We start from the raw sequence: 24,112 nt of genomic DNA on the forward strand, positions 1-24,112 counted from the left end.
ACAAACCCTGTCGTGAAACTGCGCGGCGCCCGGGTGGCGGCGCCAGGGTCGGCCTGCGCCACAACGGCAGGGTGGCCAAGGGCATCCGCGGGCGTTTCAGGCTGGACCGCGCCCGGTTTCATGGCAAGGTTGCACAGTCAGAGAGAGGGCAGGATGCGCGCACAGGACGAACCGGACGGCATGAACATTCTGTTCATCATGTATGACCAGTTGCGGTTCGACTATCTGAGCTGCGCGGGGCATCCCCATTTGCATACGCCCAATTTCGACCGGGTCGCGGCACGGGGCGTGCGCTTTACCAACGCCTATGTGCAATCCCCGATCTGCGGCGCCTCGCGCATGAGTTTCTATACCGGGCGCTATACCTCGTCCCACGGGGCGCAGTGGAACGGGTTTCCCCTGCGGGTGGGCGAACAGACACTGGGCGATCACCTGCGCCGCGCGGGCATGGCGTGCTGGCTGGTGGGCAAGACCCACATGAAGGCCGATGCCGAGGGCATGGCGCGGCTGGGGCTGAGCCCGGACAGCGTGATCGGCGCGCGCCAGGCGGAATGCGGCTTTGACAGCTGGGTGCGCGATGACGGGCTGTGGGCCGAAGGGCCGGACGGGTTTTATGACGGGAAACGCTCGCCCTATAACGAATATCTGAAATCCAGGGGCTATCCGTCGCACAACCCTTGGGCGGATTTTGCCAATGCCGGGGTGCACGCGAATGGCGACAAGGCGTCGGGCTGGATGTTCATGAACGCCGACAAGCCCGCCAATATCCGCGAGGAAGACAGCGAAACGCCGTGGCTGACCCGCAAGACCATCGAGTTCATCCAACAGGCGCGGGGGCGCTGGTGTGCGCATGTCAGTTTCATCAAGCCGCACTGGCCCTATATCGTGCCCGCGCCCTATCACGCGATGTACGGGCCCGATCACGTGCCCGCGCCCGTGCGCCATGTCAGCGAACGCGACGATCCGCACCCCGTGTTCGGCGCCTATATGGAAAACCGGATCGCACAGGCGTTTCAGCGCGACGACGTGCGCCAAAAGGTGATCCCGGCCTATATGGGGCTGATCAGGCAGTGCGACGACCAGCTGGGCGTGTTGCTGGACTATCTTGAAACCACCGGGCGCATGGACAGCACGATGATCGTGCTGACCTCGGATCACGGCGATTACCTGGGGGATCACTGGCTGGGCGAGAAAGACCTGTTTCACGACCCGTCGGTCAAGGTGCCGATGATCGTGTATGATCCGCGCCCCGGGGCAGACGCCACCCGGGGCACCACCTGCGATGCGCTTGTCGAGGCGATCGACCTGGCGGCGACCTTTGTGGATTTTGCCGGCGCAGAGGTGCCCGATCACATCATCGAGGGGCGGTCGCTGTTGCCCTGGCTGGAGGGGGGCACGCCCGCGTGGCGCGATTTTGTGGTGTCGGAATACGATTATTCCGCCACCCCGCAAGCGGTGAAGCTAAAGGTGGCGCCGCGCGATGCGCGCCTGTTCATGGTGTTTGACGGGCGGTTCAAGCTGATCCATGCCGAGGGCGGCTTTCGCCCGATGTTGTTCGATTTGCGCCTGGACCCGCAGGAATTCACCGATCTGGCAAAGGGCGACAGCCATAATGCCGAGATTGACCGGCTGTATGCTTGCCTGGCCCGGTGGGGGCGGCGCATGTCGCAGCGGGTGACACGCTCGGACGCGGATATCAACGCCGCGCGGGGGCAATCCCTGCGGCGGGGCATCCTGCCGTTTCTGGTGGATGGCAGCGAAGTGCCCGAGGATATGATCCGGGCCTATCGCGGACCGGCGCCGCGCGATTACACGAAACCCCAAAGCGACCCGCCTGATACCTGAGGCAGGGCTTTGGCGGGCCGGGGCGCAAGTTTCAGTCCGCGCCGCGCGCCGCCGGAAGCCGGTGGTTCAGCTGTTTGGCGGACCGCTTTGGCCAGGCGCCCGCCAGCCGCAGAGCGCGCCTATCGGCGCAGCTTGCGCAGCAGCCTTTCCTTTTTCGGGGTAAACGGCGCATAGCGGGCGGCGAAATCGAACATCCAGGACCGTTTCAGAACCGGTTTCCAATGGGTGAACGTATCAAACCCCGCCTTGCCGGAATAGCTGCCCGAGCCGGAGGCGCCAACCCCGCCAAAGGGCAGGTTGGGGCAGACCATGAACATCAGCACGTCGTTGACACAGACCTGCCCGGCGCTGATCGCGCCCAGCATCTGATCGGTAAAGCCCGTGTCGTTGGAAAACAGGTACAGCGCCAGCGGCTTGTCCCGGCTGGTGACATGCCCGATCACCTCGTCGCGGGAAGTCCAGCCGCGTACCGGCAGGATCGGGCCAAAGATTTCCTCGGTCATCAGGCGTGACGTGTCCGCGGCATCGGTGACAATGGTGGGCGCGAGATACAGATCGTCGCGGTCGCTGTCGCCGCCATGCAGGATGGTGGCTTCGTCCAGATAGCCCGCCAACCGATCGAAATGGCGCGTGTTCACGATGCGGCCATAGCTGTCCGAAGCGCGCGGATCGGCCCCGTACATCGCCGTGATTTCACGTTTGAGCGCGGCGATGAACGCGTCCTTGATGCTGTCATGCACCAGCACGTAATCGGGCGAGATGCAGATCTGCCCGGCATTCTGCCACTTGCCCCAGGCGATGCGGCGGGCGGTCAGGTCAAGATTGGTGCTCTGGTCGATGATGGCGGGGCTTTTGCCGCCCAGTTCCAGCGTCACCGGCGTAAGGTGGCGGGCCGCGGCGGTGGCGACGATACGGCCCACATGGCCGTTGCCGGTGTACAGGATGTGGTCGAACCGTTCTTCCAGCAGCGCGCCGGTTTCGGCCGGGCCGCCCTGATAGACGGCGACGCATTCGGGATCGACATAGGCGGGCAGCAGCTCCTGGAGCACCCGCGCCGTGGCGGGGGCCATTTCAGAGGGTTTCAGCACCACGCAATTGCCCGCCGCCAGTGCGCTGGCCATCGGGGTCAGCCCTTCCTGGATGGGATAGTTCCACGCGGCGATGTTCAGCACCACGCCCAGCGGTTCGGGCATCAGCCAGCTTTTGCCCGGCATGGCCAGCATCGCGGTGCGCACTTTTCGGGGCGCGGTCCACCTGGTCAGGGATTTCAGCGCCACCCGGATCTCGTCCTTCACCGAGGCGATCTCGGTTGTCCAGCCCTCGGTGGGGTGTTTGCGCAGATCGGCGTGCAGCGCCTCGAGGATGGGCTTTTCCTGCTCGATCAGCATCCGGCGCAAACCTTCCAGCTGGGCGCGGCGCCAGGCCAGAGGGCGGGTCTTGCCCGAGTGAAAGGCGGCGCGCAGGCGCGCCACGACGCCAGTGTCGGTGGCAAATTCCGGCCGGGGAACGGTCATGTCGGTATCCTTGTCGCAAGGTCGGCCCCCGAAAAAGGGGCCAACCGGATGCGTGGCGGCGTGTCAGCCCGCCACCATGCCTTCGGCCCGGGCGTAGGCCAGCGTGTCGTCCAGCGTTGCCGCGAACCGGGACACCATTTCGCGCACCTGATCCTCGGTGATGATCAGCGGCGGGCAAAAGGCGATGGCGTCCTTGATATTGCGGATGATCAGCCCGTGATCATGGGCACGTTCGAATACATAGGCGCCCAGCTTGCCCTCGGGGTCAAAGCGGGTGCGGGTGGCCTTGTCGGCGACCAGCTGAACCGCGGCGATCAGCCCTTCGCCGCGAATTTCGCCAACCAGCGGGTGATCGGCGAACCGGGCCAGTTCGGCGCGCAGCACACGGCCCATGGCGGCGGCGTTCTCCACCAGGTTCTGTTCCTCGATGATGGCGAGATTCTCCAGCCCGACGGCGGTGGCGACAGGGTGGCCGGTGCCGGTAAACCCATGTCCCAGCGTGCCCAGCTTTTCCGAATGGTCGGCGATGGTCTGATATATCGCGTCGGTCATCATGATTGCCGCCAGCGGCTGATAGGACGAGGTGAGCTGTTTGGACAGAACCATGAAATCCGGCGTGATGCCAAAAGTTTCGCAGGCAAACATCTTGCCGGTGCGGCCAAAGCCGGTGATCACCTCGTCGGCGATCAGCAGGATGTCGTGCTTCTTGCAGATCGCCTGGACCTTTTCCCAATACCCGGCGGGCGGCACCAGAACGCCGCCAGCACCGATCAGCGGTTCGCCGATGAAAGCGGCGATGGTATCGGGGCCTTCTTCCTGGATCACCGCCTCGATCTCGTCAGCCAGGCGCTGGGCGAACTGCTCTTCGCTTTCGCCGTCATTTGCAAAGAAATAGGCGTGCGGCGTGGTCACGTGGCGCACAGGAATTGCGGGCAGATCGAAACCGGCATGGTTCCAGGGCAGGCCGGTCAGCGACCCCGACGCGATGGTGATGCCGTGATAACCGCCGGTCCGGGCGATGAATTTCTTTTTCCCGGGCCGGCCCAGCGCGTTGTTGAGGAACCAGATCAGCTTGATCACCGTGTCATTGGCCTCGGAGCCGGAATTGGTGAAGAACACCTTGGTCAGATGTTCGGGCGTCATTTCCACCAGCTTGTCGGCCAGGCGCGCGGCGGGGCCATGGGTTTTCTGGGCAAACACGTGGTAATAGGGCAGCTGGGCCATCTGTTGCGCGGCGGCATCCACCAGCCGCTGCTGGCCAAAGCCCACCGCGACCGACCACAACCCGGCGAGCCCCTCGATATATTCGTTGCCCTGCGCGTCACGCACATAGACACCATCGCCTTGGGCCATCACGCGCGGGCCTTCGGCCTCCAGCTTGCGGGCATTGGTGTAGGGGTGCAGATGCGCGGCCTTGTCCAGCTCTGCCGTGGAATTGTGAATGGTCATGTGTTTGCCTCCTGTTTCGGCGCGTCCGGGGCGCCGATGCAAAATGGTTCCCGGTCCGGTGCCACTCCCCTCATTTGGGCGGTCGTGTTCCGGGCCGCTATACTTGGCACCGCCAAAGGGAAGGGTTTTGTCGGGAAATGCAACCGTGTTGCAGCCGGTCAGCCGCATTTCGGCCGTTGGTCGGGCGGATCGTCGCGAAGATGTGGCAGGCCGCCGGACCTGTGACAAGTCCCGACGGGGCGTAAGGGCGCCGGGAGGCCGCTGTTTTGTCCGGGTCGGGCGCAAGGCCTCCGGGCGCCACGCCGATCCCGGCAAGCCGCCGCCCCCGTGGGGCGACGGCGTTCAGGTTCGGTGGGCTCAGGCCAGGGTGGCGGGATAGCCGGCCTCGTTCAGCGCAGCCTGAAGCGCGGGCGCGGCTTGGGCCGAGACCACGGAAACGGTCTTGGCCTTGATATCCGCATCGACCCGGGCGGTGGGGTCGATGGCCTTGACCGCCTTGTCGATCGCGGCGCTGCAATGACCGCAGCTCATGTCCGGTACGTGGAATTTCATTTTTGTCTTCTCCTTTTGAAGTAACCTTGTCGCAGACGTCTGGCTGTGGAAGGATGCTTGCGATCCAGCGACCGCGCGGGCCGGGTGCAACCATTCGAATCCTCTCAGGTCAGGATAGATAAGGCTTCCAGTCGATGGAGGGTCAAGGGGTGTCCGCAACTTTGTGGCCAATGGCGGCCGCGCGCGATCAGGGCGCGGGCGGCGGGGCTGCCTTGTCGCCGGAATGGCGTGCCACGCCCGAGGCGCGGGCCGACCAGCACATGTCGCAGACCGGATCGCCATGCGACAGCGTGCGGGCGCGGCGATAATGGCCCCGTTGCCCGTCGCTGGCGATCAGATCGGCGCCCGGCCAGTCATAAAGGCACCAGCTTTGCCGGAATGCCGCAAGCACGTCCGGGTCGTTGTCTTGTTCGGAAATGGCCCGCGCCAGGCTTTGCGGCGGGCAATGGGTGAAATAGGTGCGCACCATGCCGGGTTCGTGCAGGATTTCGGCGGCGTAGCCGGGCGCGCCGACCGGGCGAAACGGGAACACCAGCAGCGTGCGCAGCGTCCAGCGCAGGCGCCGCTCCGGGTTTCGGGTGACGGCGCGGTAGGGCAGGGAGGTCAGCAACAGCATCTGCCGATACAGTTTCCAGCCGATATCGGCAATGATCTCGCGGCTGCATTCGGGGGTGATGCTCATCTTGCGCAGGGCGGTGTCGGCGGCCACCGTCACAAGTGCAAGCTCTGCCATCAAGCGCCCGCCACCGGTCACACCCGCCGCCGGGAAGCCCCGTGCGTGAAGCGCGGCGATTTCGGCGGTCCACAAGCTGTGAAAGGCGTCCGTCTCGGGCCGGAGCCAGCGCAGGCGGTCGCCGGAGCGCAGCCGGATTACCCGGTGACGCAGGGACCGGCGGGCGATCCTCCAGATCACCACCCGGATCAGACGGCGCAGCACACGCCATCGCAGGGGCGTTGTTCCGGTCATGTCACATCCGGCCCGCGCCGTGCGGCGGGCCCGGCAATGCGGGTCACGCCAGTTCTTGGGGCAGCGACGCCAGTGCGCTGTCCATCGGTGTTACCGGCAATCCGGCGGCGATCCAGCCGGGACCGCTGCCCGATCCCAACATGCCTTCGGAGATATCGGCGAATCCGGTGTCGTAACCGGCCTGCCGCAGCGCGCGTATCACCGACCCCGAGCGCCCGCCCGTGGCACAGATCAGGCCGACCTGTCGGCCCTCGGCCAGTTCCCTGGCGCGGAACAGGCGTCTGGCAAAATCGGGTTCATGCATGCTGATCGGCCAGATCCCGGCGCCCACGCCGGTTTCACGCCATTCGTCGCGGGTCCGCACATCGACGACACGCGCCGTATCGTTCAGCAGCGCGTCAAAGGCTTCATCCACCGACCAGACACGACGTGCCTGCGCGGCGCCGGGAGATGCCGTGAGTGTGGCGGGCAGGGCCGCGATGCCCAGCAGGAATAAGCGGCGGTCAACGTGTTGTCCCATGTCTGATTCCCCCCGCTCAGGCGGCGTCGACGGCACGGGCCAGCATGTCGCGAACCTGTCCGGCGACCTTGTGCAGATCGGAGTTTTGCACGGCGGCCATGGAGGCGACCGGATCGATCGCGCTGATCTCGGTGCCGCCCTCGACCGCGCGCAGGATCACGTTGCAGGGCAGCATTGCGCCAATGCGCGGTTCCAGCCCGATCGCTTCCCAGGCCATTTTGGGATTGCAGGCGCCCAGGATGCGGTATTCGTCCATTTCGGCGCCAATCTTGTTCTTCATGGTTGTCTTCACGTCGATTTCCGTCAGAACACCGAACCCCTGATCCCCCAGTGCGGCGCGCACGCGCGCCTCGGCGTCGTCGATCCGGCTGTCTTCCAGCAAGCGATCATATGTGTAGCCCATGGCATATGTCCTTTCACAGTGTTCCTGACCGTGCCGCGCAAAGATCCGCGACCGGCATGAGTGTTTCAGGGCGCGGGCCTGATCACAAGCATGGTTCTTCCTGTCGGCACGTCGCCGCGCGCCTTGTGCCGATGGTGGCGCGCCGCGCCGTCTGCCGCCGTCTGCCGCCGTTTACAATGGGCGCGCCGGGGCACAGATCGTATACTGTCATATGAAGGCCGATCGGCGGAATTTGCATCTGACGAAATGTATCTGTGTGTCGCAGCGGCAGGGGCTGATACAATCGGCGACAAAAATGCGGCTGCTGACGGCGCCAGACTCGATTAAGAAGGAGCCCATGCCGCACGCGCCCCATATCCTTGTCGTCGACGACCATCAGCAGATTCGCGACAGCGTTACGCGCTATCTGGAAAAGAACGGAATGCGCGCGACGGCGGCGAAGGACGCGATGGACATGGATGCCAAGCTGTCCAGAGGGCATTTCGACCTGTTGGTGCTGGATGTGATGATGCCCGGCGAAAGCGGTCTGTCCGTGTGTCAGCGGCTGTCGGTCAACAAGACGATCCCGATCATCATGCTGACGGCGCTGGGGGAAGAGACCGACCGGATCGTGGGGCTGGAAATCGGTGCCGATGACTACCTGGCGAAACCGTTCAACCCGCGCGAATTGCTGGCCCGGATCAAGGCCGTGCTGCGCCGCGCCCCGCAATCGGAGACGGTGGCGGGGGAACTTGCCGGAAAACGGGTGGCGTTCGGGCATCTTGTTCTGGATGTGGACCGGCAGGTTCTGCTTGGCCCTGACGGTGCCGAGACGTTGCTGACCTATGCGGATTTCAAGCTTTTGTCGGTTCTTCTGGAAAGACCGCGCGTGGTTTTGAGCCGCGAGCAGCTTCTGGATCTGACCCAGGGCCGGGCGGCAGGGCCACTTGACCGGACGATCGACAACCAGATCAGCCGGTTGCGGCGCAAGGTCGAGCCGGACATCCTGCGCCCGAAAACCATCAAGACAATCCGCAACGGCGGGTATTGCCTGTCGGTCGATGTTGAAGTGAGCGACTGATGTCCGGGTTCCTGCGCAGCTTGAGGGTTCAGCTTGTCCTGCTTGTCGTTGCCGCGCTGACGGCGGCCCAGCTGGTCAGCCTGTGGCTGTTTGCGGATGAACGCAGCCTGGCGGTGCAGGCCGCGCTGGGATATGAGGCGGCCGGGCGCGCGGCAAACGTCGCGCGGCTGATCGAGGAGGCCCCCGACAATCTTGATCCGTCCATCCTGCGTGCCGCGAATTCGCCGCTGGTCCGGTTCGATCTTTCGGACAAGCCGGCAATCGAGCATTCGGATCATTCCGACGGGGGCGGGATCGAGACGCGCATCAGGGCCTTGCTGGACGACAATTTCAGCCGCGATATCCGGGTCGAACTGCACGAGATCGAGGGGCAGATCGTGCCGCTGAGCCATTTGTCGCCGGAGATGGCGGAAATGCACATGGCGACAATGGGGCGCGACATGTCGGCGATCGAGATGAACCTGTCGATCGCCGTCGAGGGAAGCCGCTGGCTGAATGTCGGTACGCGGTTCGAGCGCCCTCCGATCCAGTGGCCGTTCTATTCCATGCTGACCTTCGCGCTGTCAGCGGCGGCAATCCTGATCGCCGTTTGCTGGTTTGTGATGACCGGTCTGCTGGGGCCGTTGCGGCGCCTGGTCGGCGCGGCGGACCGGCTGGGGCGGGGCGAGGATGTCCAGGAACTGCCCGTGGCGGGGCCAACCGAAGTGCGGGATCTGACACTGACATTCAACCGGATGCAGGACCGGCTGACCCGGTTCGTGGCGGACCGGACCCGGCTTCTGGCGGCGCTGGGGCATGATCTGCGCTCGCCGCTCACGGCAATGCGGGTGCGGGCCGAACTGGTGGACGAAGACGAAACCCGCGACAGCCTTGTGGCGTCGATCGAAGAGATGCAGTCCATGGTGGATGCCACCCTGACCTTCGCGCGCGGGCTGGCGGGCTCGGAAGAGCCCGAAGTCGTCAATGTCGGAGACTTCCTGGAGGAATTGCGGGCGAACATGGTGACACGGTTCGACCTTGACGGCGATCCCAGCTACGAAGCCCGGATCCGCCCCCACGCAATGCGGCGCGCGCTGCGCAACGTGATCGAGAACGCGGTGCGCTATGGCGGCGGCGCCCGTGTTCGCCACGGGGTCCGGGACGGCGACATGATGATCACGGTAGACGATGACGGGCCCGGAATCCCCACGACCGAGCTGGAACGGGTGTTCGATCCGTTTTTCCGGCTGGAGCAATCACGCTCGCTTGAGACCGGCGGGCACGGCCTGGGCCTGTCCATCGCCCGGACGATCATACGCGCCCATGGCGGCGACATCATGCTGTCCAATCGTGACGAAGGCGGCCTGCGGGCGACCATTGTCATTCCACTTGCGTCCTTCACCTGAGGAAAGGGAACTGATATGAAACTGACACTTGCAACGACCGGGATCGCACTCCCGGTCTGGTCGACAACAGCAATCGCGGATATTTCCTCGCAACGGGGATCGGAGTGGGGATCGGAGTATGGGCATATGATGTATTGGGGTGGCGGACACGGATTGTTCGGAGGTCTCATGATGATTGTTTTCTGGGGCGCCATCATCGCGTTGATCGTTTTTGCGGTGCGCTGGTTCGCCAGGACCGACCAGGCCGGCAAAGACCAGGGCGGCCAGGGGGCGTCGGATGCGATCGAAATCCTGAAAACCCGTTTTGCCAATGGCGAACTGGACGAAGAAGAATACAAGCGGCGCAAATCGGTTCTTGAGAGCTGAGGCGCCTGACCACCCGGCAGAGCCGTCGAAGGCTCCTGCCACGAACCATTACTGAGGGACCGATACATGATACCTGAAATCGGACATTTCGCCCTTGCTCTGGCGCTGGGGCTTGCCCTGGTTCAGAGCATCTTGCCGCTGATCGGCGCAAACCGGGGCAAACTTTTGTGGATGCGTTCCGCAAAAGCCACCGCGATCGGACAGCTTGTCCTTGTCGGGCTTGCCTTTGCCGCCCTGATGCGGAGCTTCATCGTCAGCGACTTCACCGTGTACAACGTGGCGGCCAACTCGCATTCGCTCAAACCGATGCTGTTCAAGGTCGCGGGCACATGGGGCAGCCATGAAGGCTCGCTGCTGTTGTGGACCCTGATCCTGACATTGTTTGGCGCCGGCGTTGCGTTTTTCGGGAACAACATTACCGAGACGCTGAAGGCCAGAACGCTTTCGGTCCAGGCCTGGATCAGCACCGGTTTCTTGTCCTTCATGCTGCTGACATCGAACCCGTTCGACCGGATTTTTCCGCCCCCCGCGGACGGAAACGACCTTAACCCTCTGTTGCAGGATGTCGGTCTCGCGATGCACCCTCCGCTCCTGTATCTTGGCTATGTCGGGTTTTCGATCGTGTTTTCCTTTGCCGTCGCGGCCCTTCTGGAAGGGCGCGTGGACGCGGCCTGGGCGCGCTGGGTACGGCCGTGGACTTTGGCGGCCTGGACATTCCTGACCGGCGGTATCGTGCTGGGATCCTGGTGGGCCTATTACGAGCTTGGCTGGGGCGGCTGGTGGTTCTGGGATCCGGTGGAGAACTCGAGCTTCATGCCCTGGCTTCTGGGCACCGCGCTGTTGCATTCGGCAATCGTCACCGAAAAACGCGACTCCTTCAAAAGCTGGACCATTCTTCTGGCGATCCTGACCTTCTCGCTGTCGCTTCTGGGCACATTCGTGGTGCGCTCGGGGCTTTTGACCTCGGTTCACGCCTTTGCCGTCGATCCCGAGCGCGGGTTGTATATCCTGTTCCTGCTGACCCTGACGATTGGCGGCTCGCTGACGCTCTATGCCTGGCGGGCGCCTGCCCTGGAGGCAGGGGGCGTATTCAAACCCATCAGCCGCGAGGCGGGACTGCTGGTCAACAACCTGTTCCTGGGCGTGGCCACGGGCACGGTGCTGTTTGGCACGCTTTATCCGTTGTTCATGGAGGCGGTGACGGGCGAGAAAATCTCGGTCGGGGCACCATTCTTTAACGCCACCTTCATTCCCCTGATGTTGCCATTGGTGTTGCTGATGGGAATCGGGCCATTCCTGAGCTGGAAGCGCGCCGATATCCCGGGCGTGTGGCAGCGTCTGAAGTTTGTGGCTTTGCTTTCGGTATTGCTGACCCTGCTCGTTGGTTATCTGACGAGGGGCGGCCCGCTTCTGGCGTATATCGCGATGCTTCTGGCGATCTGGCTCTTGATGGCGACGCTCAAGGAGTGGGCGATGCGCATCCGGTTGTTCGACGTGCCTTTCGCCGATGCGATGCGCCGGGCGCGCAACCTGCCGCGCGCCGCGTATGGTATGACTCTTGCGCATTCAGGGCTTGCGGTGGTCATGTTCGGCATGATCGGTTCGAGCGCCTGGAAATCGGAGGAAGTGAGGTTCGTCACGCCGGGAACTACCGTGGCGATTGCGGGGTTCGACGTGACCTATGAAGGTGTCGAGCGCGTGCGCGGGCCAAACTATTTCTCTGATCGCGGTACGCTGGATGTCAAGCGCGACGGCGAACAGGTGACGGTTCTGTACCCCGAGCGGCGGTTCTATCCGATCGCGGAAAGCTCGACCACCGAAAGCGCCATCCGATCGACACTGGCGGGGGATATCTATGCTTCGATCCAGGAGCCTGCCGCGGACTCTGCGGATGAAAGCGGCGCCTGGATCCTGCGCATCCTCTACGAACCGCTGGTCTTTCTGATCTGGATCGGCTCGGGAATGCTGATCCTCGGAGGAACCGTGTCGATCTCGGATCGGCGCTTGCGGGTCGGGGCACCGCGCCGCAAGGCGGCCGTCCCCACCAACGCGACACCGGCGGAGTAGGCATGAAACGTATATTTGCCTTTCTTCCGCTCGTGGTTGCGGTCGTGTTCGGGGGATTCTTCCTTTGGGGGCTGAACCCGGACCGGGATCCGAACGCGATACCATCGGTGCTGATCTCGCAACCCGCGCCGCAATTCGATCTGGACCCGATCCCGGACATCGGCACGCCGGGCCTGGCGCGTAACGACCTTGTCGGCAATGGCGGACCGGTGGTGGTGAATGTCTTTGCCTCCTGGTGTGTGCCATGCCGGGCCGAACACGCGGTTCTGACCGGGCTGGTTGAACGGGACGGCATCACGCTGTTCGGCATCAACTACAAGGACAAGCAGGAAGATGCGCGCCGGTGGCTTGAGGAACTCGGCAACCCCTACGCGCGGATCGGCTCGGACCTGTCGGGGCGGGCCGGGATCGAATGGGGCATCTCCGGGGTGCCGGAAACCTTTATCGTCGGCAATGACGGGACGGTCCTGTACCGCTATGTCGGGCCCGTGGTGGGCGAGGATGCGATATCCAAGTTCCGCGAGGCCCTGATTCAGGCCGGCGCTTTGAAACGGGAGAACTCATGATGAGGTTGCTGATCGCTCTTGTTCTGGCCCTGTCGCTGCCAAGCCTTGTGGCGGCGGTTGAGCCGGACGAAATGCTGGACGATCCGGTGCTGGAGGCGCGGGCCCGCGTGATATCAAAAGGGCTGCGGTGCGTGGTGTGTCAGAACCAGGATATTGACAGCTCGAACGCCGGGGTGGCGCGTGATCTGCGTATCCTGTTGCGCGAACGGCTGGTGGCGGGGGACAGCGACGAAGAGGCGGTTGCCTTCATCGTCGCTCGCTACGGCGACTATGTCCTTCTCAAACCGCCGTTCAACGGAAAAACCATCATCTTATGGTTCGCGCCGCTGATCCTGTTGGGTGGCGGCGTTGCGGTAGGCGTGACAACCCTTCGCCGTAGGCAAAAAACAGACAAACCGAATGGGCTGAGCGCGTCCGAGGAGCTTGAGATCAAGCAGTTCATGGATGCGCAGAAAGCAGGAGCACAAGAATGATCTTTTTTTGGATGGGCCTGAGTGCGGTGATTGCCGTCGTATTCGTGATCCTGCCGTTGATCGCGTCGCGAGGCCGCGAGCCGGAAGAGGCCGACGATTCCACACCGGCGGTTCTGATGGACCAATTGGATGAGGTTCAGCGCGATTTCGACCGCAACCTCATCTCCCAGGCCGAGGCAGACGCCGCGACGGTTGAAATCAAGCGCCGCATTCTGGCCGCTGCGCGCAAGGCCGGGCCGGAGAGGTCCACAAGCAGCTCTTCGGGGCGCGCTGCCCTGTTGATCGCGGCCGTGTTCGTACCGGCGTTTTCGATCGGTTATTACACGCTGATGGGGAACCCCGATGTGTCAAGCCTGGCCTATGCCGATCGTCAGGCGGAACGGGCCGAGCAGCAGAAAATTCAGGAATTGACGGACAAACTTTTCGCGCGGCTGCAAGCCGAACCGGATGGGGGGGCTTCCGAGGGCTGGATGCTGCTGGGCCAGACCTATTATCGCATGGGGAGTTACTCAAAGGCTGTAGAGGCGTTTGAAACGGTCGCGCAGCGGGACGACGCGACTTCGGCGGTGTTCTCGATGCTGGCCGAGGCGCTGATCCAGGCGGAAGACGGCATCGTGACACCACGGGCCGAAGCCGCTGCGGACCGGGCGATCGCGATGGATGACGGCAACCCGGCCGGAACATTCTACAAGGCGATGGCGCTGGAGCAGAAGGGCAGCGAATTCGAAGCGCATGATCTGCTTCTGGCGCGCCTCAACGGTGCCGACGGCTTTGCCCCCTGGATGGAGGCGTTTGTCGGTCTGGCAAACAACATCGGCGAAAGGATCGGAAAAGAACCGATCTCGTTGACGGATTTCGCGCCCGCCATGGCCGCGGCGCCGGGACCGACGCAAGAGGATGTTGCCGCCGCGGGAGAAATGAGCGAAGCGGACCGGTCGGATTTCATTCGTTCGATGGTGGATCGCCTGGCAACGCGGCTGGAAGACGAGCCTGACGACCTTGACGGCTGGCTGCGGCTGGCCAATGCCTATAAGGTTCTTGGTGAAACCGATCAGGCCAAGGAGGCGCTTGCTCGTGCGTCCACCCTGGTGGCCGGCCTAAGCCCGGACGACCCGCGCCGCGACGCGGTGAACCAGGCGATGCAGGAACTGAACTGAATCGGGTCCGGCCGGGGCATTCCGGCCGGACCACCAAAAGGGATCACCAAAAGGGGCCACGAACAGGGGCCAGGAACAGGGAGACATTCATGAAGCTATCAATCGGTCTGGCAGGGGGCGCGGTATTGCTGTTGGCGTCCTGCGCGGCAGGAGTCAATGATGGAAGCGGCACCGCCGCGCCGGGGCATATCACCAAGCTGTCGGATTATGTGTTATCGGTTGCAGCGCCCTACCAGGATTTGACCGCCGTGCGCATTGATCCCACGGACGGGTGTTATGTCTACAGGTATCAGGGACCGGTGGAGACCACGTATCTGCCGCTGCGCACCACAGGTGGCAACCCGATCTGCACGCGCGCGCCCGACGCCTGATGCGGGTGCCGGACTGGTCTGCTGCCTGATCAGGCAGTGCAGGAAACCCACGGAAAGACAGGGCCGCCCCCGCAAGGAGGGCGGCCTGATCTGTTTTGGGGATCGGTCCTATGACGGGTTCCGTCAAAACCGGACTCACCGGATATTGGCGGAGCGCGCAAAACGCTGGTATTTTGCGCGGCACCCGCCTCAGGGATGACGCGGAACGCCTTAGCTGCTTGCGACACCCAGTTCTTCGGGCGGATAAAGAAAAGCGGTGACACCCAGATCGACGTTTTCGTAAAGATCGTTGATATGCGGCATGACCATGCGCACACAGCCAGAGCTGGCCCGGCCGCCAATCGACTCGGGCGCGGGAGAGCCGTGAATCCGCAGATAGGTGTCGCGATTGCCAACATATAGGTACAGCGCGCGGGAACCCAGCGGGTTGGTCGGCCCGCCATCGACACCGCCTGCCAACTCCGAGTAGACATCGGGCTCGCGCCGGATCATCGCCGCAGTCGGCGTCCAGGTCGGCCATTTCGTCTTGCGCCTGACCGTGTAGGTCCCGGGTTCGTAAAGATCGCCCTTGGCAATCGCGACGCCGTAGCGCATCGCGGTTCCGTCATCCTGGATGTGGTAGAGATATCTGGCCACGGCGTCGACATGGATATCGCCAGGTTTGAGGCCGGGGTTGGCCTCGACCACGCGCGGCAGGAACCGCTCGCCGATCCCCCAGGGGTTGGAGGTTGCCGGATCGTAATTGGCGGGCGTGACCTGGGCATCCCACGCATCCCACATGGCTCTGTTCGATGTCGGCGCAGCATAGGCCTGACTTGCGGCGATCGGCGCGGAAAACATGGCGGCCGTCGTTACAACGAAATGGCGTCTTGTCAGCTTGGTCATCGTCTTGTCCTTCTGTTATCGGGAGCCGCAACGGCGTTTGGGGCAGGATAAAGCGTATGGAGCCGGGCTCTATTCACAATCACGTGTGCCTTGTGGGTGGCAGGTGGCGCCATTCCGACAGCTTCGCCGAAAACGCCAGACCTGTCGCTCAGGCCCGCTCTGGCGGGCAGATGCACGCCGGTTCAATTCGCGACCTCGAGAACGCTCGACAGCGCGCCCTTGCCGCGCGCCGCGTCAAACGCGGCCATAACATCCTGTGACGACAGGATTTCCGACAGGATAATGCCTTCGGGCGCGGCGGGGCCGTATACCGCATTGAACGGAATGCCAAATCGGTTGTGGGCTTCCAGAAAGCGCGCGATGCGATCGTCCGGGCGGGTCCAGTCGGCCTGCATCGGGATGATATCCCCGCTGGTAAGGGCCGTCACAACCGGCTCGCGTTCAAGCACCAGTGCCTTGTTGGCCTTGCAGGTCAGACACCATTCCGCCGTGATATCCAGAAAGACCACCTCGCCGCGCGACACGCGTTTGGCGATGTCGGTGCGGTCAAAGGGCACCCAGGCAATCTGTTCACCGGCAAGCGACTGGCTGGCGGGCTGGGCCTGGCGCGCCAGCGGCGCGGCGGCGACCAGTGGCAGGATGGCCAGCACAATGATGGCGGCGCTGCGCGGGACCGGGGGCAGGACGCGGAACGTCACAACCAGTATCAGCGCCACGGACAGGCCCGCGACCGTGGCGGCGGCCAGCATCCCGGCGACCGAGGCCAGCACCCACAGCAGCCAAAGCGCGGTGCCCAGAAGCAATATCCCCAGTACGACCTTCAGCCAGACCATCCAGGGGCCGGGTTTGGGCAGCACTCGAACCAGGCCGGGCAATGCCGCCACCACAAGATAGGGCAGGGCAAGCCCCAGCCCCAGCGCGGTGAAGACGATCACGATGTCGATCCCGCGCCCGGCCAGCGCAAAGGCAACAGCCGTGCCCAGGAACGGGGCCGAACAGGGGGTCGCAAGCACCGCCCCAAAGAACCCGGTGGCAAAATCCGCGCCATATCCCGTTGTGCCCCCGGCCCCCGCCAGCCGCGTTTGCAGCGATGCGGGCAGGCGGAATTCGAACAGGCCGAACAGATTGGCGGAAAACACTGCCAGCACCACGAACAGCACGGCCAGGAAGGTCGGGTTCTGGAACTGGAGACCCCAGCCAACCGTCACCCCGAATGTCTGCAACAGGTACAGCACCGCCGCCAGCGCCCACATGAAGGCCATGACACCCGCCGCCGCCAGAAGAAAGCCGGTGCGCACCGCGCGGGTACCACGCCCGCTTGTCTTGATGGCAGAGGACAGCTTGATCGACAGAACCGGCAGAACGCAGGGCATCACATTCAGGATCAGGCCGCCCAGAAATGCGACCAGCGCGATCCAGGCCATCTGATCCAGCCCGGGCACCAGCTGATCGATGCTGAACGGCGGCGCTGGCGGGGTGGCGACCAGATCGGGCGACAGCGTGAAGGCGCGCGTGCCGTCCGTCACCGTCACCAGGGGATCCCGATAAGTGCTTTCCTCCAGACGCAGGATCGGAATCTGTGCCCAGAGATAGCTGCCCGCCTTGCCCAGCCGGATGTCGGGCTTGCCCAATGCGGTGCCTTCGCCCAGCTCCACGAACACGTCCGGGGTTTGAAAGGCGGTTGCGCTTTCCATTTCGACCGTAAGCGCGGTGCCGGCCTCGTCAAGCGAGGCGTTGGCCAGCGATACGCCGGTCTTGTCGCCTTCGACCGGGATCCGCGCCAGGTAGGTGCCGATCCGCGCGGCCGAGTCCTGGTCGATCGTTGATCCCGTGGCCAGCGGCAGCGACAGGTCGAAGATTTCCGGCACGCAGACTTCCGAGCAGACCAGAAGATTGACCGACCCGTTCAGAACGGCGGGCGCGCCGGGATTTTCCAGCGTGACGTTCAGCGGAAAGACAACGCTTTTGCTGTATCCGAAATTCTCGATGCCGAATGCCGTGAACCGCTTGGGTGCGGGCCACAGCATTTCGACCTCGGCAACATTGACCGACCCGCTCCAGTCGATCTCGGGCGGGATGCCAACCTCGCCGGGAGAGCGCCAATAGGTCTTCCAGCCGTCGTTCAGGATCAGGTCCAGCCCGGCCGACAGGGTTGCGCTGCCCGCGGGCACCCCGTTCTGAGCGGTGATCAGCTTGGCCGTGACCGGCGTGGACACATAGGTTTCGGACGTGGCCGCCAGCGAAGGCTGCGCAATGGCAAGGACAAGCGGCAACGCGCAAAACAGCCGCTTGAGGCGGTGCACAGCTCTCGGGAAACGGATCATCGGTTGCTCCTTGCGTTATCGGTCATGTCGGGTCAGGTGCCCGCCCCGGTGACCACCTGCGCCCCGCCAACAATTGCCATGCCCTGGCGGCCGTCGTCACAGACCAGCGACTGAACGCCTCCGTTCAGGCCACCGGTGAATTCGCATCCTTTCGGGGCCAGGATCGTTTGTCCGTCAACCGACAGGGTGTTTCGGGTTGGCCGCTCACATTGCTGCACCTGGGTGGTGCAGGCGCTTACCACAACTGCGGTAAGAACAAGCCAGTACGGTGTCAATCGAACTTGCATCACAGTTGTATGACCTGTGGACTGGTGGGACAGGCATCGGGCGCGGGTGCCTGTCCGGACCCGGATCCACGCAAACGCGCACCGGCGCGCGGCGGCGACAGCACACGCCAAATGACCGGCACCGCCGGTTTCGGCCCTTTGCGCCCCCGGATCGATGCGGTCCTGGGGTGGATATTTGTCTGTTTGGACACAAGCCACCATGAAAAGCGTTGTTTCACCCCTTATGCAGGCTTCTTCATAGTAAAGGTCAAGGATACATTTCGATACAAAATTCGAGACATCAAACGGTTGAGATAGGCGCCGCTTCGGGCGAAAAGCGGCCAGCGACGCGATACCGGTATTTGGAGGCGACATGGCAGGGCAATCAAAATTCGGGCGGCGGACCTTCACGGCGGGTCTGGCGACGTTTCTCGCGACGCCGGCGATCCTTCGGGCGCAGCAGTTACCTTCGAACATCGATGGCGAGGCCGAGGGCGTAAGCCGCAACATCTCGTCTTTCGCCTTGCATGACTGGCGGGATCACTTTGATCGGATCGGCAAGGGGATCCTGCTGTCGGACACGACGCGGCGCGTGCTTCAGCACTGGACGGCGGATGGTGAGATGCGGATCTATCCGACATCGGTTCCCCTGACCGACGAACTGACGCGGCGCGGCTATACCGAAGTGGTGGAGAAGCGCAAGAATCCGGGATGGGCGCCGACACCGTCCATGCGCAAGCGCAACCCGGAATGGCCTGCATATATCAAGGGCGGCGATCCCCTCAATCCGTTGGGCACGCGCGCGCTTTACCTGTCGTGGACATATTACCGCATTCATGGAAGTCAGGATTCCCGCAAGATCGGGCGGCGGTCCTCCAACGGCTGCATTGGCCTGTATAACGAGCAGATCGAAGAAGTGTACGACCGCGTTCCGCTGGGCACGCAGGTAAAGCTGATCTGAGTGCCCGTGCTAAGAACCCCGGAAGGAAAATAGAGAATGAACAAGTTGGGAATTCTGGTTGGCGGCGTCGCACTGGCGGGCGCCGCTGTTTTCGTGTGGCAGGCCATCGCGCCGGCACCGGCAACGCAGGGCCACTCGATGGAGCCGCCCGATACCAGCACGATAGAAGACGGAGATCCGATCGCGAATGTGCGTGTGCCCGCGCAATTATCCCCCGAGGGAGAGATCGGCAAACGTGTGTTCGAAGCGAAATGCGCAGTCTGCCATGGCAAGAATGCTGCCGGGCAAAACGGCATAGCGCCGCCGTTGGTGAACAAGATCTATGAGCCGGGGCACCACGCCGACGAAGCCTTCCAGCGGGCAGCTTTCAACGGTGTCACCGCCCACCACTGGAACTTTGGCAACATGCCGCCGATCGAGGGCCTGACCCGCGCCGATGTCCAATACGTCGCCCGTTATGTACGGGAATTGCAGCGCGAGAACGGGATCAACTGATGCGCGCGCGGTATGCAGCACAGCCCTGGTTGGCGATCGGGTGCTCCATACTTCTGGTGATCTACGCGGTGTTGGCTACCTCCGCGGCCGACGCCTACCCAGGCGCGACCGACGAACATGGCGCTGTTGCGCGCCAGGTCGGCGCCGACCGTGCGGCAACCACCGGGCATGATCTGGCGGATCAGCCCTGTCACGCCGATGTCGAATGTATCGCGACGGGATTCATGCTGCTTGCCGATGAACAGGCGCAGATTGTCATGCCGCACCTGATACAGCGGGAATGGCCGATACTGTGGTTCCATTCCATCAATACGATTCCACGATTGCCGCCTCCCCGCGGACGGGAGGGGCCTCAAGGAGGGCTCATCCTGACATGAAATCGAAAAATGATCGCATAGGACGATCGCATATTCTGGAATCGAAAAATGCAAACCAAGACAACACTCCTGACCACCCTGGCCGCCGGTTTCCTGGCCATGTCTTCCACCGTCGCCCTGGCCGACATCGGGCATGGTGAACCGCCGACCTACGGTACACCGGGGGAAGCCCACCACGTATCCCGCACGATCGAGGTGCGCATGGGCGAAATGTTCTTTGACCCCAAGTCCATCGACGTTGCACCCGGTGAGACCATTCGCTTTGTGGTCATCAACGAAGGCGACGTGGTGCACGAATTCAACCTGGGCACCGAAAACGACTGGGTCTCGCATATCAACGAGATGGAACGCATGACCGCGGAAGGCATGATCGACTATGACCGGATCGATCACGAAAAAATGCGCGCGATGGGGATGATGCATTCCGACCCGAACTCGACTTTGCTTGAACCGGGCGAGCGCGCCGAAGTCATCTGGCGCTTCCCGGATGAAGCGACCGAGGTTGGCTTTGCCTGCAATGTGCCCGGACATCGTGAGGCCGGCATGGTCGGGAACATCGTCTTCAGGGGCGAAAGCTAAGACTGAACGGAACCGGAAGGGCGGTGTCAGCCGCCCTTCCACGATCGACAGGAGTAACAACGTTTGACAACACGGCGCGCCTTTCTCGGGCAGGCAACGGCAACCCTGGCCCTTTCGGGCCTCGCGCGGCCGGCATTTGCCGCCTCTCATGACCCTCAGGCGCTTGTCGCGCGCGAGGCAGTGGTGCAACTGGCCCCCGAGGGCTATCCCGCGACATCCATCTGGGGATATGACGGCACGCTTCCGGGGACATTGATCCGCGTGCGGCAGGGGGAACGGATCCGCCGCCGGCTTGTCAACGAGTTGCCACAGCCCAGTTCGGTGCATTGGCACGGTCTGCGCATCGAGAACGCCATGGACGGCGTGGCCGGCCTGACCCAGGACCCCGTGCCCCCGGGCGAGAGTTTTGACTATGATTTTGTGGCCCCAGACGCGGGCACGTTCTGGTATCATTCACACTACAATTCGGTCGAACAGGTGGCCCGCGGCCTGTATGGCGCCCTGATCGTTGACGAAGCCGAACCGGTGGATGTCGATCACGACGAGATTTTGATGCTGGACGATTGGTTGCTTGATACCGAAACGGCGCAGCTCGACCCGGATTTCGCGGCCCCCCATTCCCTTAGCCATGCCGGCCGGCGCGGAAATTTTGTGGCCACGAATGGCGCAGCGCTGACCGAACTGCCGGTCAAGCCAAATGAACGTATTCGCCTGCGGCTGATCAACGCCGCCAATGCCCGGATTTTCCCGCTGACCCTTTCGGGGCTGGACGGATGGGTCATGGCCTATGACGGAATGCCGCTGGACACGCCGGAGAAACTCGAAGGTGAGTTTCTTCTGGGGCCGGGACAGCGCGTGGATCTGTTTGTGGACGTGACCGCCGCCGCGGGCGAGTCCGCCCATCTTGTGCGGCTGAACGATGAAGAAGGCTTTTCGCAGGTGGCCTTTCCGGTCGCGGGCGACGGTGTATCGCGGACCCGCCGCGACGCCCCTGCCGCGCTGCCGCCCAACCCGGGCATGGACGTGCCGGGTGTCGAGGGCGCGCCGGTCACGGATCTCCTTATGGAAGGTGGGGCCATGGGAGGGCTTCAGGAGGCGGTGTATAACGGCGAGACATTGGGGTTTCGCGCCCTGGTGGATGCCAATCAGTTCTGGGCGTTCAACGGCGTGGTCGGCATGACCGACACGCCGCTCATGAACGTGGCCCGGGGCGAGACCGCGCGCGTGAAGATGCGCAACGAGACAGCGTTTCCACATGCGATGCACCTGCATGGAATGCACTTTCGGGAAGTTCTGGAAAACGGAGATCTGGGGCCGCTCAGGGATACGTTACTGGTATTCCGCGGCGAAACGCGTGAAATTGCCTTTGTCGGAGGCGCTCCGGGGAAATGGCTTTTCCATTGTCACATGCTGGGTCATACCGCATCCGGCATGGCGACCTGGGTTCAAGTCACATGAAACAAACCGCGAAAAGGAAAATGAAATGAAATTGAAAAATTTTTTGCTTGCCGTGACGCTCGGCCTGGCGCTGCCGTTCGCGGCGTTTGCCAGCGAGCCGGTGGACGAGGGACGGGTCAAGGAACTTGTGCTGGAAACGATCCGGGAAAACCCGGAAATCGTGATGGAAGCCGTGGCCATACTGGAACAAAAACAGGCGGCCGAGGCGGAACTGGCCCGGGTGAACGTGCTGGAGACAGAGCGTGACCGGATCGAGCGCGACCCGAACGCGCCGGTTCTGGGCAACCCGGACGGCGACGTGACGGTTGTCGAATTCTTTGATTACAACTGTCCCTATTGCCGTCGCGCCATGCCAGAGGTTCAGGGCCTGCTGGACGCTGATCCCAATGTCCGGCTTGTCTATCGAGAATGGCCCATTCTGGGCGAAGGCTCGGTTTTTGCGGCCCGGGCAGCGCTGGCTTCGCGCAAACAGGGCAAATACGAGGAATTCCACTGGGCGATGATGGGCATGAACGGGCGCGCCGAAGAGGCAAGCGTCCTGCGTATCGCGGCCGAGGTCGGTCTGGACGTTGAGCAACTGAAACGGGACATGAACGGCCCCGAAATCCAGGAACATATCGACACGTCCATGGAACTGTCCAAGTCGCTGGGTTTCAACGGAACCCCGTCCTTCGTGATCGGCGAAGAACTGGTGCCGGGGCTGATCCAGAAGGATCAGATGATTGAACTGGTTGAGGCGGCGCGGGCGAGCGAATGACGCCATTGCGGTCAATACTTGTCGTTTCGGCGCTGGTTGCGGCCATGGGCGGTTCCGCCCTGGCCAACCCGATCGACTTTGACCGAAGCTGGCGCGAGCAGGGCTTCTTCCGGTTCTGGAGCAATGACTATGCGTTCCTGGGGGATCGGCTGGATGTCGTTTCGGACGGCACGGTTTCGCTGGTTTGGCGTGCCGTCGAGCCCGGATTGGGAAATGCCACCCGCGCGCGCTGGAACTGGAACGTGCGCGAAAGCGTCATCGCGACGGATTTGCAGCGCAAAGGCGGAGATGACCGAAATCTTGCGGTCTATTTCGTGTTCGTCGATCCCGAAACCGCCCGCGGACTGACCCGGAACACCGCGCGCCGCCTGCTGCGCAATCCCAACACCCGGGCGCTTGTCTATGTGTGGGGCGGGGAAAGGGCATCGAACGACTTCCTGCAAAGCCCGTACCACCCGAAACTTGCCACCCATGTCCTGCGCCCGGCAGGCACAGGCAACTTCATGGAAGGTGTCGATCTGGCAGCCGATTTCCGCAGTGCATTTGGCGAGCAAAGGGGGGTTCTCGTGGGCCTGGGCATATCGGCGGACAGCGATGACACGGATGGTCGCATCGTGGCGTCGGTGGACAGCTTTGAACTCCTGAACAGATGACCATGTCCCACCCTCCAGGCCATGATCCGGGCTGTGACGGCAGCGGCGCCCGGTGCCTTCGGCCAGAGCCTGCCGCGCCGCCATAGCGGGACCGGTGCGAGAGAAAACAGCGCCCCCCAACTTGCCACATTCAGCAGGAGCCCAACCCGTGTCCAGAACCAACCTTTTCATTGTCCTTGCCGCTGTTGTTCTGACGGTGCTGGGGGCGTTTTATTATCTTGGCCAAAAGCCGGTGCAATCGGCGTCGTTGCGGCAACCGGAGGCGTCAGACCCCATTGCCGGGGCCGCGTTGTATGCCGACAATTGTTCGGCCTGTCATGGTGCGAACCTGGAAGGGCAGGAGAATTGGCAAAGCCCGAATGAGGACGGCACGCTACCCGCCCCGCCGCATGATGAAACCGGCCATACCTGGCACCACGGCGACGCGCTGTTGTTCAACTACACCAAGCAGGGTGGAGAAGCCTTGCTGACGCAAATGGGCGTGACCGATGTCAAGAGCGGGATGCCGGCCTTCGGCGATCAACTGAGCGATGCGGAAATCTGGGATATTCTGGCCTATATCAAGTCCAGCTGGCCGGATCGGACCCGCGACATCCAGCAGCAGCGTTCACAAGCAGAGCAAATGCGCAACGGGGGGTAATCGCCCGCCGGGCACGGCTTTG

26 protein-coding genes are annotated in these 24,112 nt (G+C 63.1%); 17 read left to right on the top strand and 9 right to left on the bottom strand.

Annotation, left to right across the window (positions count from 1 at the left end):
* The first annotated feature begins 180 nt into the window (after nt 1-180).
* The gene (locus I3253_RS03890; RefSeq protein ID WP_197916589.1) at nt 181-1,845 is read left to right on the top strand and encodes a sulfatase-like hydrolase/transferase; all 1,665 of its coding nucleotides are present in this window, start codon (nt 181-183) and stop codon (nt 1,843-1,845) included.
* Nucleotides 1,846-1,964: 119 nt separating this feature from the next.
* Here I3253_RS03890 and I3253_RS03895 read toward each other — a convergent pair whose 3' ends face one another.
* From I3253_RS03895 to I3253_RS03920, 6 genes are all read right to left on the bottom strand, one after another.
* On the bottom strand, nt 1,965-3,359 hold the full coding sequence (locus tag I3253_RS03895) for an aldehyde dehydrogenase family protein (RefSeq protein WP_197916332.1): 1,395 nt from the start codon (nt 3,357-3,359) through the stop codon (nt 1,965-1,967).
* 63 nt (nt 3,360-3,422) lie between these two features.
* Nucleotides 3,423-4,808 (bottom strand): aspartate aminotransferase family protein, encoded by a 1,386-nt coding sequence (locus I3253_RS03900; RefSeq protein ID WP_197916333.1) that lies wholly within the window; start codon nt 4,806-4,808, stop codon nt 3,423-3,425.
* A 357-nt stretch (nt 4,809-5,165) separates the two neighbouring features.
* Nucleotides 5,166-5,360 carry a heavy-metal-associated domain-containing protein gene (locus I3253_RS03905; RefSeq protein WP_197916334.1) on the bottom strand — a complete coding sequence of 65 codons (195 nt, stop codon included), beginning with the start codon at nt 5,358-5,360 and terminating at the stop codon, nt 5,166-5,168.
* Nucleotides 5,361-5,547: 187 nt separating this feature from the next.
* The gene (locus tag I3253_RS03910; RefSeq protein WP_197916335.1) at nt 5,548-6,327 is read right to left on the bottom strand and encodes a hypothetical protein; all 780 of its coding nucleotides are present in this window, start codon (nt 6,325-6,327) and stop codon (nt 5,548-5,550) included.
* 43 nt (nt 6,328-6,370) lie between these two features.
* Nucleotides 6,371-6,847, bottom strand: coding sequence for a rhodanese-like domain-containing protein (locus I3253_RS03915; RefSeq protein ID WP_197916336.1), 477 nt, complete (start codon nt 6,845-6,847; stop codon nt 6,371-6,373).
* 16 nt (nt 6,848-6,863) lie between these two features.
* Entirely contained in the window at nt 6,864-7,250 is a 387-nt protein-coding gene (locus I3253_RS03920) for a DUF302 domain-containing protein (RefSeq protein ID WP_197916337.1), read from the bottom strand.
* Between the two features lie 337 nt (nt 7,251-7,587).
* Here I3253_RS03920 and I3253_RS03925 point away from each other — a divergent pair, with 337 nt between their 5' ends.
* The 8 genes from I3253_RS03925 (at nt 7,588) to I3253_RS03960 (ending at nt 14,695) form a co-directional block, all read left to right on the top strand.
* Nucleotides 7,588-8,310 (top strand): response regulator, encoded by a 723-nt coding sequence (locus I3253_RS03925; RefSeq protein ID WP_197916338.1) that lies wholly within the window; start codon nt 7,588-7,590, stop codon nt 8,308-8,310.
* Nucleotides 8,310-9,695, top strand: coding sequence for an ATP-binding protein (locus I3253_RS03930; RefSeq protein WP_197916339.1), 1,386 nt, complete (start codon nt 8,310-8,312; stop codon nt 9,693-9,695). Before I3253_RS03925 ends, I3253_RS03930 begins: the two co-directional genes overlap by 1 nt.
* A 15-nt stretch (nt 9,696-9,710) precedes the next feature.
* Complete coding sequence (locus tag I3253_RS03935; RefSeq protein ID WP_232237149.1) at nt 9,711-10,061, top strand: SHOCT domain-containing protein; 351 nt, start codon at nt 9,711-9,713, stop codon at nt 10,059-10,061.
* A 66-nt stretch (nt 10,062-10,127) separates the two neighbouring features.
* The gene (locus I3253_RS03940; protein ID WP_197916340.1) at nt 10,128-12,128 is read left to right on the top strand and encodes a heme lyase CcmF/NrfE family subunit; all 2,001 of its coding nucleotides are present in this window, start codon (nt 10,128-10,130) and stop codon (nt 12,126-12,128) included.
* Nucleotides 12,129-12,130: 2 nt separating this feature from the next.
* A complete protein-coding gene (locus I3253_RS03945) occupies nt 12,131-12,694 on the top strand; it encodes a DsbE family thiol:disulfide interchange protein (protein WP_197916341.1) in 564 nt (187 codons plus the stop codon).
* The gene (locus I3253_RS03950) at nt 12,691-13,167 is read left to right on the top strand and encodes a cytochrome c-type biogenesis protein (protein ID WP_197916342.1); all 477 of its coding nucleotides are present in this window, start codon (nt 12,691-12,693) and stop codon (nt 13,165-13,167) included. Before I3253_RS03945 ends, I3253_RS03950 begins: the two co-directional genes overlap by 4 nt.
* Complete coding sequence (gene ccmI / locus I3253_RS03955) at nt 13,164-14,324, top strand: c-type cytochrome biogenesis protein CcmI (RefSeq protein WP_197916343.1); 1,161 nt, start codon at nt 13,164-13,166, stop codon at nt 14,322-14,324. Before I3253_RS03950 ends, ccmI begins: the two co-directional genes overlap by 4 nt.
* An 89-nt stretch (nt 14,325-14,413) precedes the next feature.
* Nucleotides 14,414-14,695 (top strand): hypothetical protein, encoded by a 282-nt coding sequence (locus tag I3253_RS03960; RefSeq protein ID WP_197916344.1) that lies wholly within the window; start codon nt 14,414-14,416, stop codon nt 14,693-14,695.
* Nucleotides 14,696-14,905: 210 nt separating this feature from the next.
* Here I3253_RS03960 and I3253_RS03965 read toward each other — a convergent pair whose 3' ends face one another.
* The 3 genes from I3253_RS03965 to I3253_RS03975 all read right to left on the bottom strand — a co-directional run bounded on the left by I3253_RS03965 (nt 14,906) and on the right by I3253_RS03975 (nt 18,191).
* Nucleotides 14,906-15,580, bottom strand: coding sequence for a L,D-transpeptidase (locus I3253_RS03965; protein WP_197916345.1), 675 nt, complete (start codon nt 15,578-15,580; stop codon nt 14,906-14,908).
* Nucleotides 15,581-15,762: 182 nt separating this feature from the next.
* Nucleotides 15,763-17,904 carry a protein-disulfide reductase DsbD family protein gene (locus tag I3253_RS03970; RefSeq protein ID WP_197916346.1) on the bottom strand — a complete coding sequence of 714 codons (2,142 nt, stop codon included), beginning with the start codon at nt 17,902-17,904 and terminating at the stop codon, nt 15,763-15,765.
* Nucleotides 17,905-17,936: 32 nt separating this feature from the next.
* On the bottom strand, nt 17,937-18,191 hold the full coding sequence (locus I3253_RS03975) for a hypothetical protein (protein WP_197916347.1): 255 nt from the start codon (nt 18,189-18,191) through the stop codon (nt 17,937-17,939).
* Nucleotides 18,192-18,543: 352 nt separating this feature from the next.
* Between I3253_RS03975 and I3253_RS03980 the strand changes: the two genes are divergently transcribed.
* The 8 genes from I3253_RS03980 to I3253_RS04015 all read left to right on the top strand — a co-directional run bounded on the left by I3253_RS03980 (nt 18,544) and on the right by I3253_RS04015 (nt 24,090).
* Nucleotides 18,544-19,131 carry a L,D-transpeptidase gene (locus I3253_RS03980; RefSeq protein ID WP_197916348.1) on the top strand — a complete coding sequence of 196 codons (588 nt, stop codon included), beginning with the start codon at nt 18,544-18,546 and terminating at the stop codon, nt 19,129-19,131.
* A gap of 36 nt (nt 19,132-19,167) precedes the next feature.
* The gene (locus I3253_RS03985; protein WP_197916349.1) at nt 19,168-19,626 is read left to right on the top strand and encodes a c-type cytochrome; all 459 of its coding nucleotides are present in this window, start codon (nt 19,168-19,170) and stop codon (nt 19,624-19,626) included.
* A complete protein-coding gene (locus tag I3253_RS03990; RefSeq protein ID WP_197916350.1) occupies nt 19,626-20,003 on the top strand; it encodes a hypothetical protein in 378 nt (125 codons plus the stop codon). The genes I3253_RS03985 and I3253_RS03990 overlap by 1 nt, the downstream gene beginning before the upstream one ends.
* A gap of 48 nt (nt 20,004-20,051) precedes the next feature.
* Complete coding sequence (locus tag I3253_RS03995) at nt 20,052-20,582, top strand: cupredoxin domain-containing protein (RefSeq protein ID WP_197916351.1); 531 nt, start codon at nt 20,052-20,054, stop codon at nt 20,580-20,582.
* Nucleotides 20,583-20,645: 63 nt separating this feature from the next.
* Nucleotides 20,646-22,040, top strand: coding sequence for a multicopper oxidase family protein (locus tag I3253_RS04000; protein ID WP_197916352.1), 1,395 nt, complete (start codon nt 20,646-20,648; stop codon nt 22,038-22,040).
* Between the two features lie 25 nt (nt 22,041-22,065).
* Nucleotides 22,066-22,797, top strand: a complete 732-nt coding sequence (locus I3253_RS04005) for a DsbA family protein (protein WP_197916353.1) — start codon at nt 22,066-22,068, stop codon at nt 22,795-22,797.
* Nucleotides 22,794-23,450, top strand: a complete 657-nt coding sequence (locus I3253_RS04010) for a DUF3047 domain-containing protein (protein WP_197916354.1) — start codon at nt 22,794-22,796, stop codon at nt 23,448-23,450. The genes I3253_RS04005 and I3253_RS04010 overlap by 4 nt, the downstream gene beginning before the upstream one ends.
* Before the next feature lie 148 nt (nt 23,451-23,598).
* Nucleotides 23,599-24,090, top strand: a complete 492-nt coding sequence (locus tag I3253_RS04015; RefSeq protein ID WP_197916355.1) for a c-type cytochrome — start codon at nt 23,599-23,601, stop codon at nt 24,088-24,090.
* Nucleotides 24,091-24,112 lie beyond the last annotated feature (22 nt).

This window comes from Thiosulfatihalobacter marinus, from assembly GCF_016019955.1.
Lineage (GTDB): Bacteria > Pseudomonadota > Alphaproteobacteria > Rhodobacterales > Rhodobacteraceae > Shimia > Shimia marinus_A.

Coding starts and splice junctions, on each gene's coding strand:
- I3253_RS03895 (WP_197916332.1), bottom strand. CDS start 3,359: ATGACCGTTCCCCGGCCGGAATTTGCCACCGACACTGGCGTCGTGGCG.
- I3253_RS03945 (WP_197916341.1), top strand. CDS start 12,131: ATGAAACGTATATTTGCCTTTCTTCCGCTCGTGGTTGCGGTCGTGTTC.
- I3253_RS03905 (WP_197916334.1), bottom strand. CDS start 5,360: ATGAAATTCCACGTACCGGACATGAGCTGCGGTCATTGCAGCGCCGCG.
- I3253_RS03965 (WP_197916345.1), bottom strand. CDS start 15,580: ATGACCAAGCTGACAAGACGCCATTTCGTTGTAACGACGGCCGCCATG.
- I3253_RS03990 (WP_197916350.1), top strand. CDS start 19,626: ATGCGCGCGCGGTATGCAGCACAGCCCTGGTTGGCGATCGGGTGCTCC.
- I3253_RS04010 (WP_197916354.1), top strand. CDS start 22,794: ATGACGCCATTGCGGTCAATACTTGTCGTTTCGGCGCTGGTTGCGGCC.
- I3253_RS03985 (WP_197916349.1), top strand. CDS start 19,168: ATGAACAAGTTGGGAATTCTGGTTGGCGGCGTCGCACTGGCGGGCGCC.
- I3253_RS03960 (WP_197916344.1), top strand. CDS start 14,414: ATGAAGCTATCAATCGGTCTGGCAGGGGGCGCGGTATTGCTGTTGGCG.
- I3253_RS03915 (WP_197916336.1), bottom strand. CDS start 6,847: ATGGGACAACACGTTGACCGCCGCTTATTCCTGCTGGGCATCGCGGCC.
- I3253_RS03950 (WP_197916342.1), top strand. CDS start 12,691: ATGATGAGGTTGCTGATCGCTCTTGTTCTGGCCCTGTCGCTGCCAAGC.
- I3253_RS03935 (WP_232237149.1), top strand. CDS start 9,711: ATGAAACTGACACTTGCAACGACCGGGATCGCACTCCCGGTCTGGTCG.
- I3253_RS04005 (WP_197916353.1), top strand. CDS start 22,066: ATGAAATTGAAAAATTTTTTGCTTGCCGTGACGCTCGGCCTGGCGCTG.
- I3253_RS03890 (WP_197916589.1), top strand. CDS start 181: ATGAACATTCTGTTCATCATGTATGACCAGTTGCGGTTCGACTATCTG.
- I3253_RS03940 (WP_197916340.1), top strand. CDS start 10,128: ATGATACCTGAAATCGGACATTTCGCCCTTGCTCTGGCGCTGGGGCTT.
- I3253_RS03925 (WP_197916338.1), top strand. CDS start 7,588: ATGCCGCACGCGCCCCATATCCTTGTCGTCGACGACCATCAGCAGATT.
- I3253_RS03920 (WP_197916337.1), bottom strand. CDS start 7,250: ATGGGCTACACATATGATCGCTTGCTGGAAGACAGCCGGATCGACGAC.
- I3253_RS03970 (WP_197916346.1), bottom strand. CDS start 17,904: ATGATCCGTTTCCCGAGAGCTGTGCACCGCCTCAAGCGGCTGTTTTGC.
- I3253_RS03910 (WP_197916335.1), bottom strand. CDS start 6,327: ATGACCGGAACAACGCCCCTGCGATGGCGTGTGCTGCGCCGTCTGATC.
- I3253_RS03900 (WP_197916333.1), bottom strand. CDS start 4,808: ATGACCATTCACAATTCCACGGCAGAGCTGGACAAGGCCGCGCATCTG.
- I3253_RS03995 (WP_197916351.1), top strand. CDS start 20,052: ATGCAAACCAAGACAACACTCCTGACCACCCTGGCCGCCGGTTTCCTG.
- I3253_RS03930 (WP_197916339.1), top strand. CDS start 8,310: ATGTCCGGGTTCCTGCGCAGCTTGAGGGTTCAGCTTGTCCTGCTTGTC.
- I3253_RS03980 (WP_197916348.1), top strand. CDS start 18,544: ATGGCAGGGCAATCAAAATTCGGGCGGCGGACCTTCACGGCGGGTCTG.
- ccmI (WP_197916343.1), top strand. CDS start 13,164: ATGATCTTTTTTTGGATGGGCCTGAGTGCGGTGATTGCCGTCGTATTC.
- I3253_RS03975 (WP_197916347.1), bottom strand. CDS start 18,191: ATGCAAGTTCGATTGACACCGTACTGGCTTGTTCTTACCGCAGTTGTG.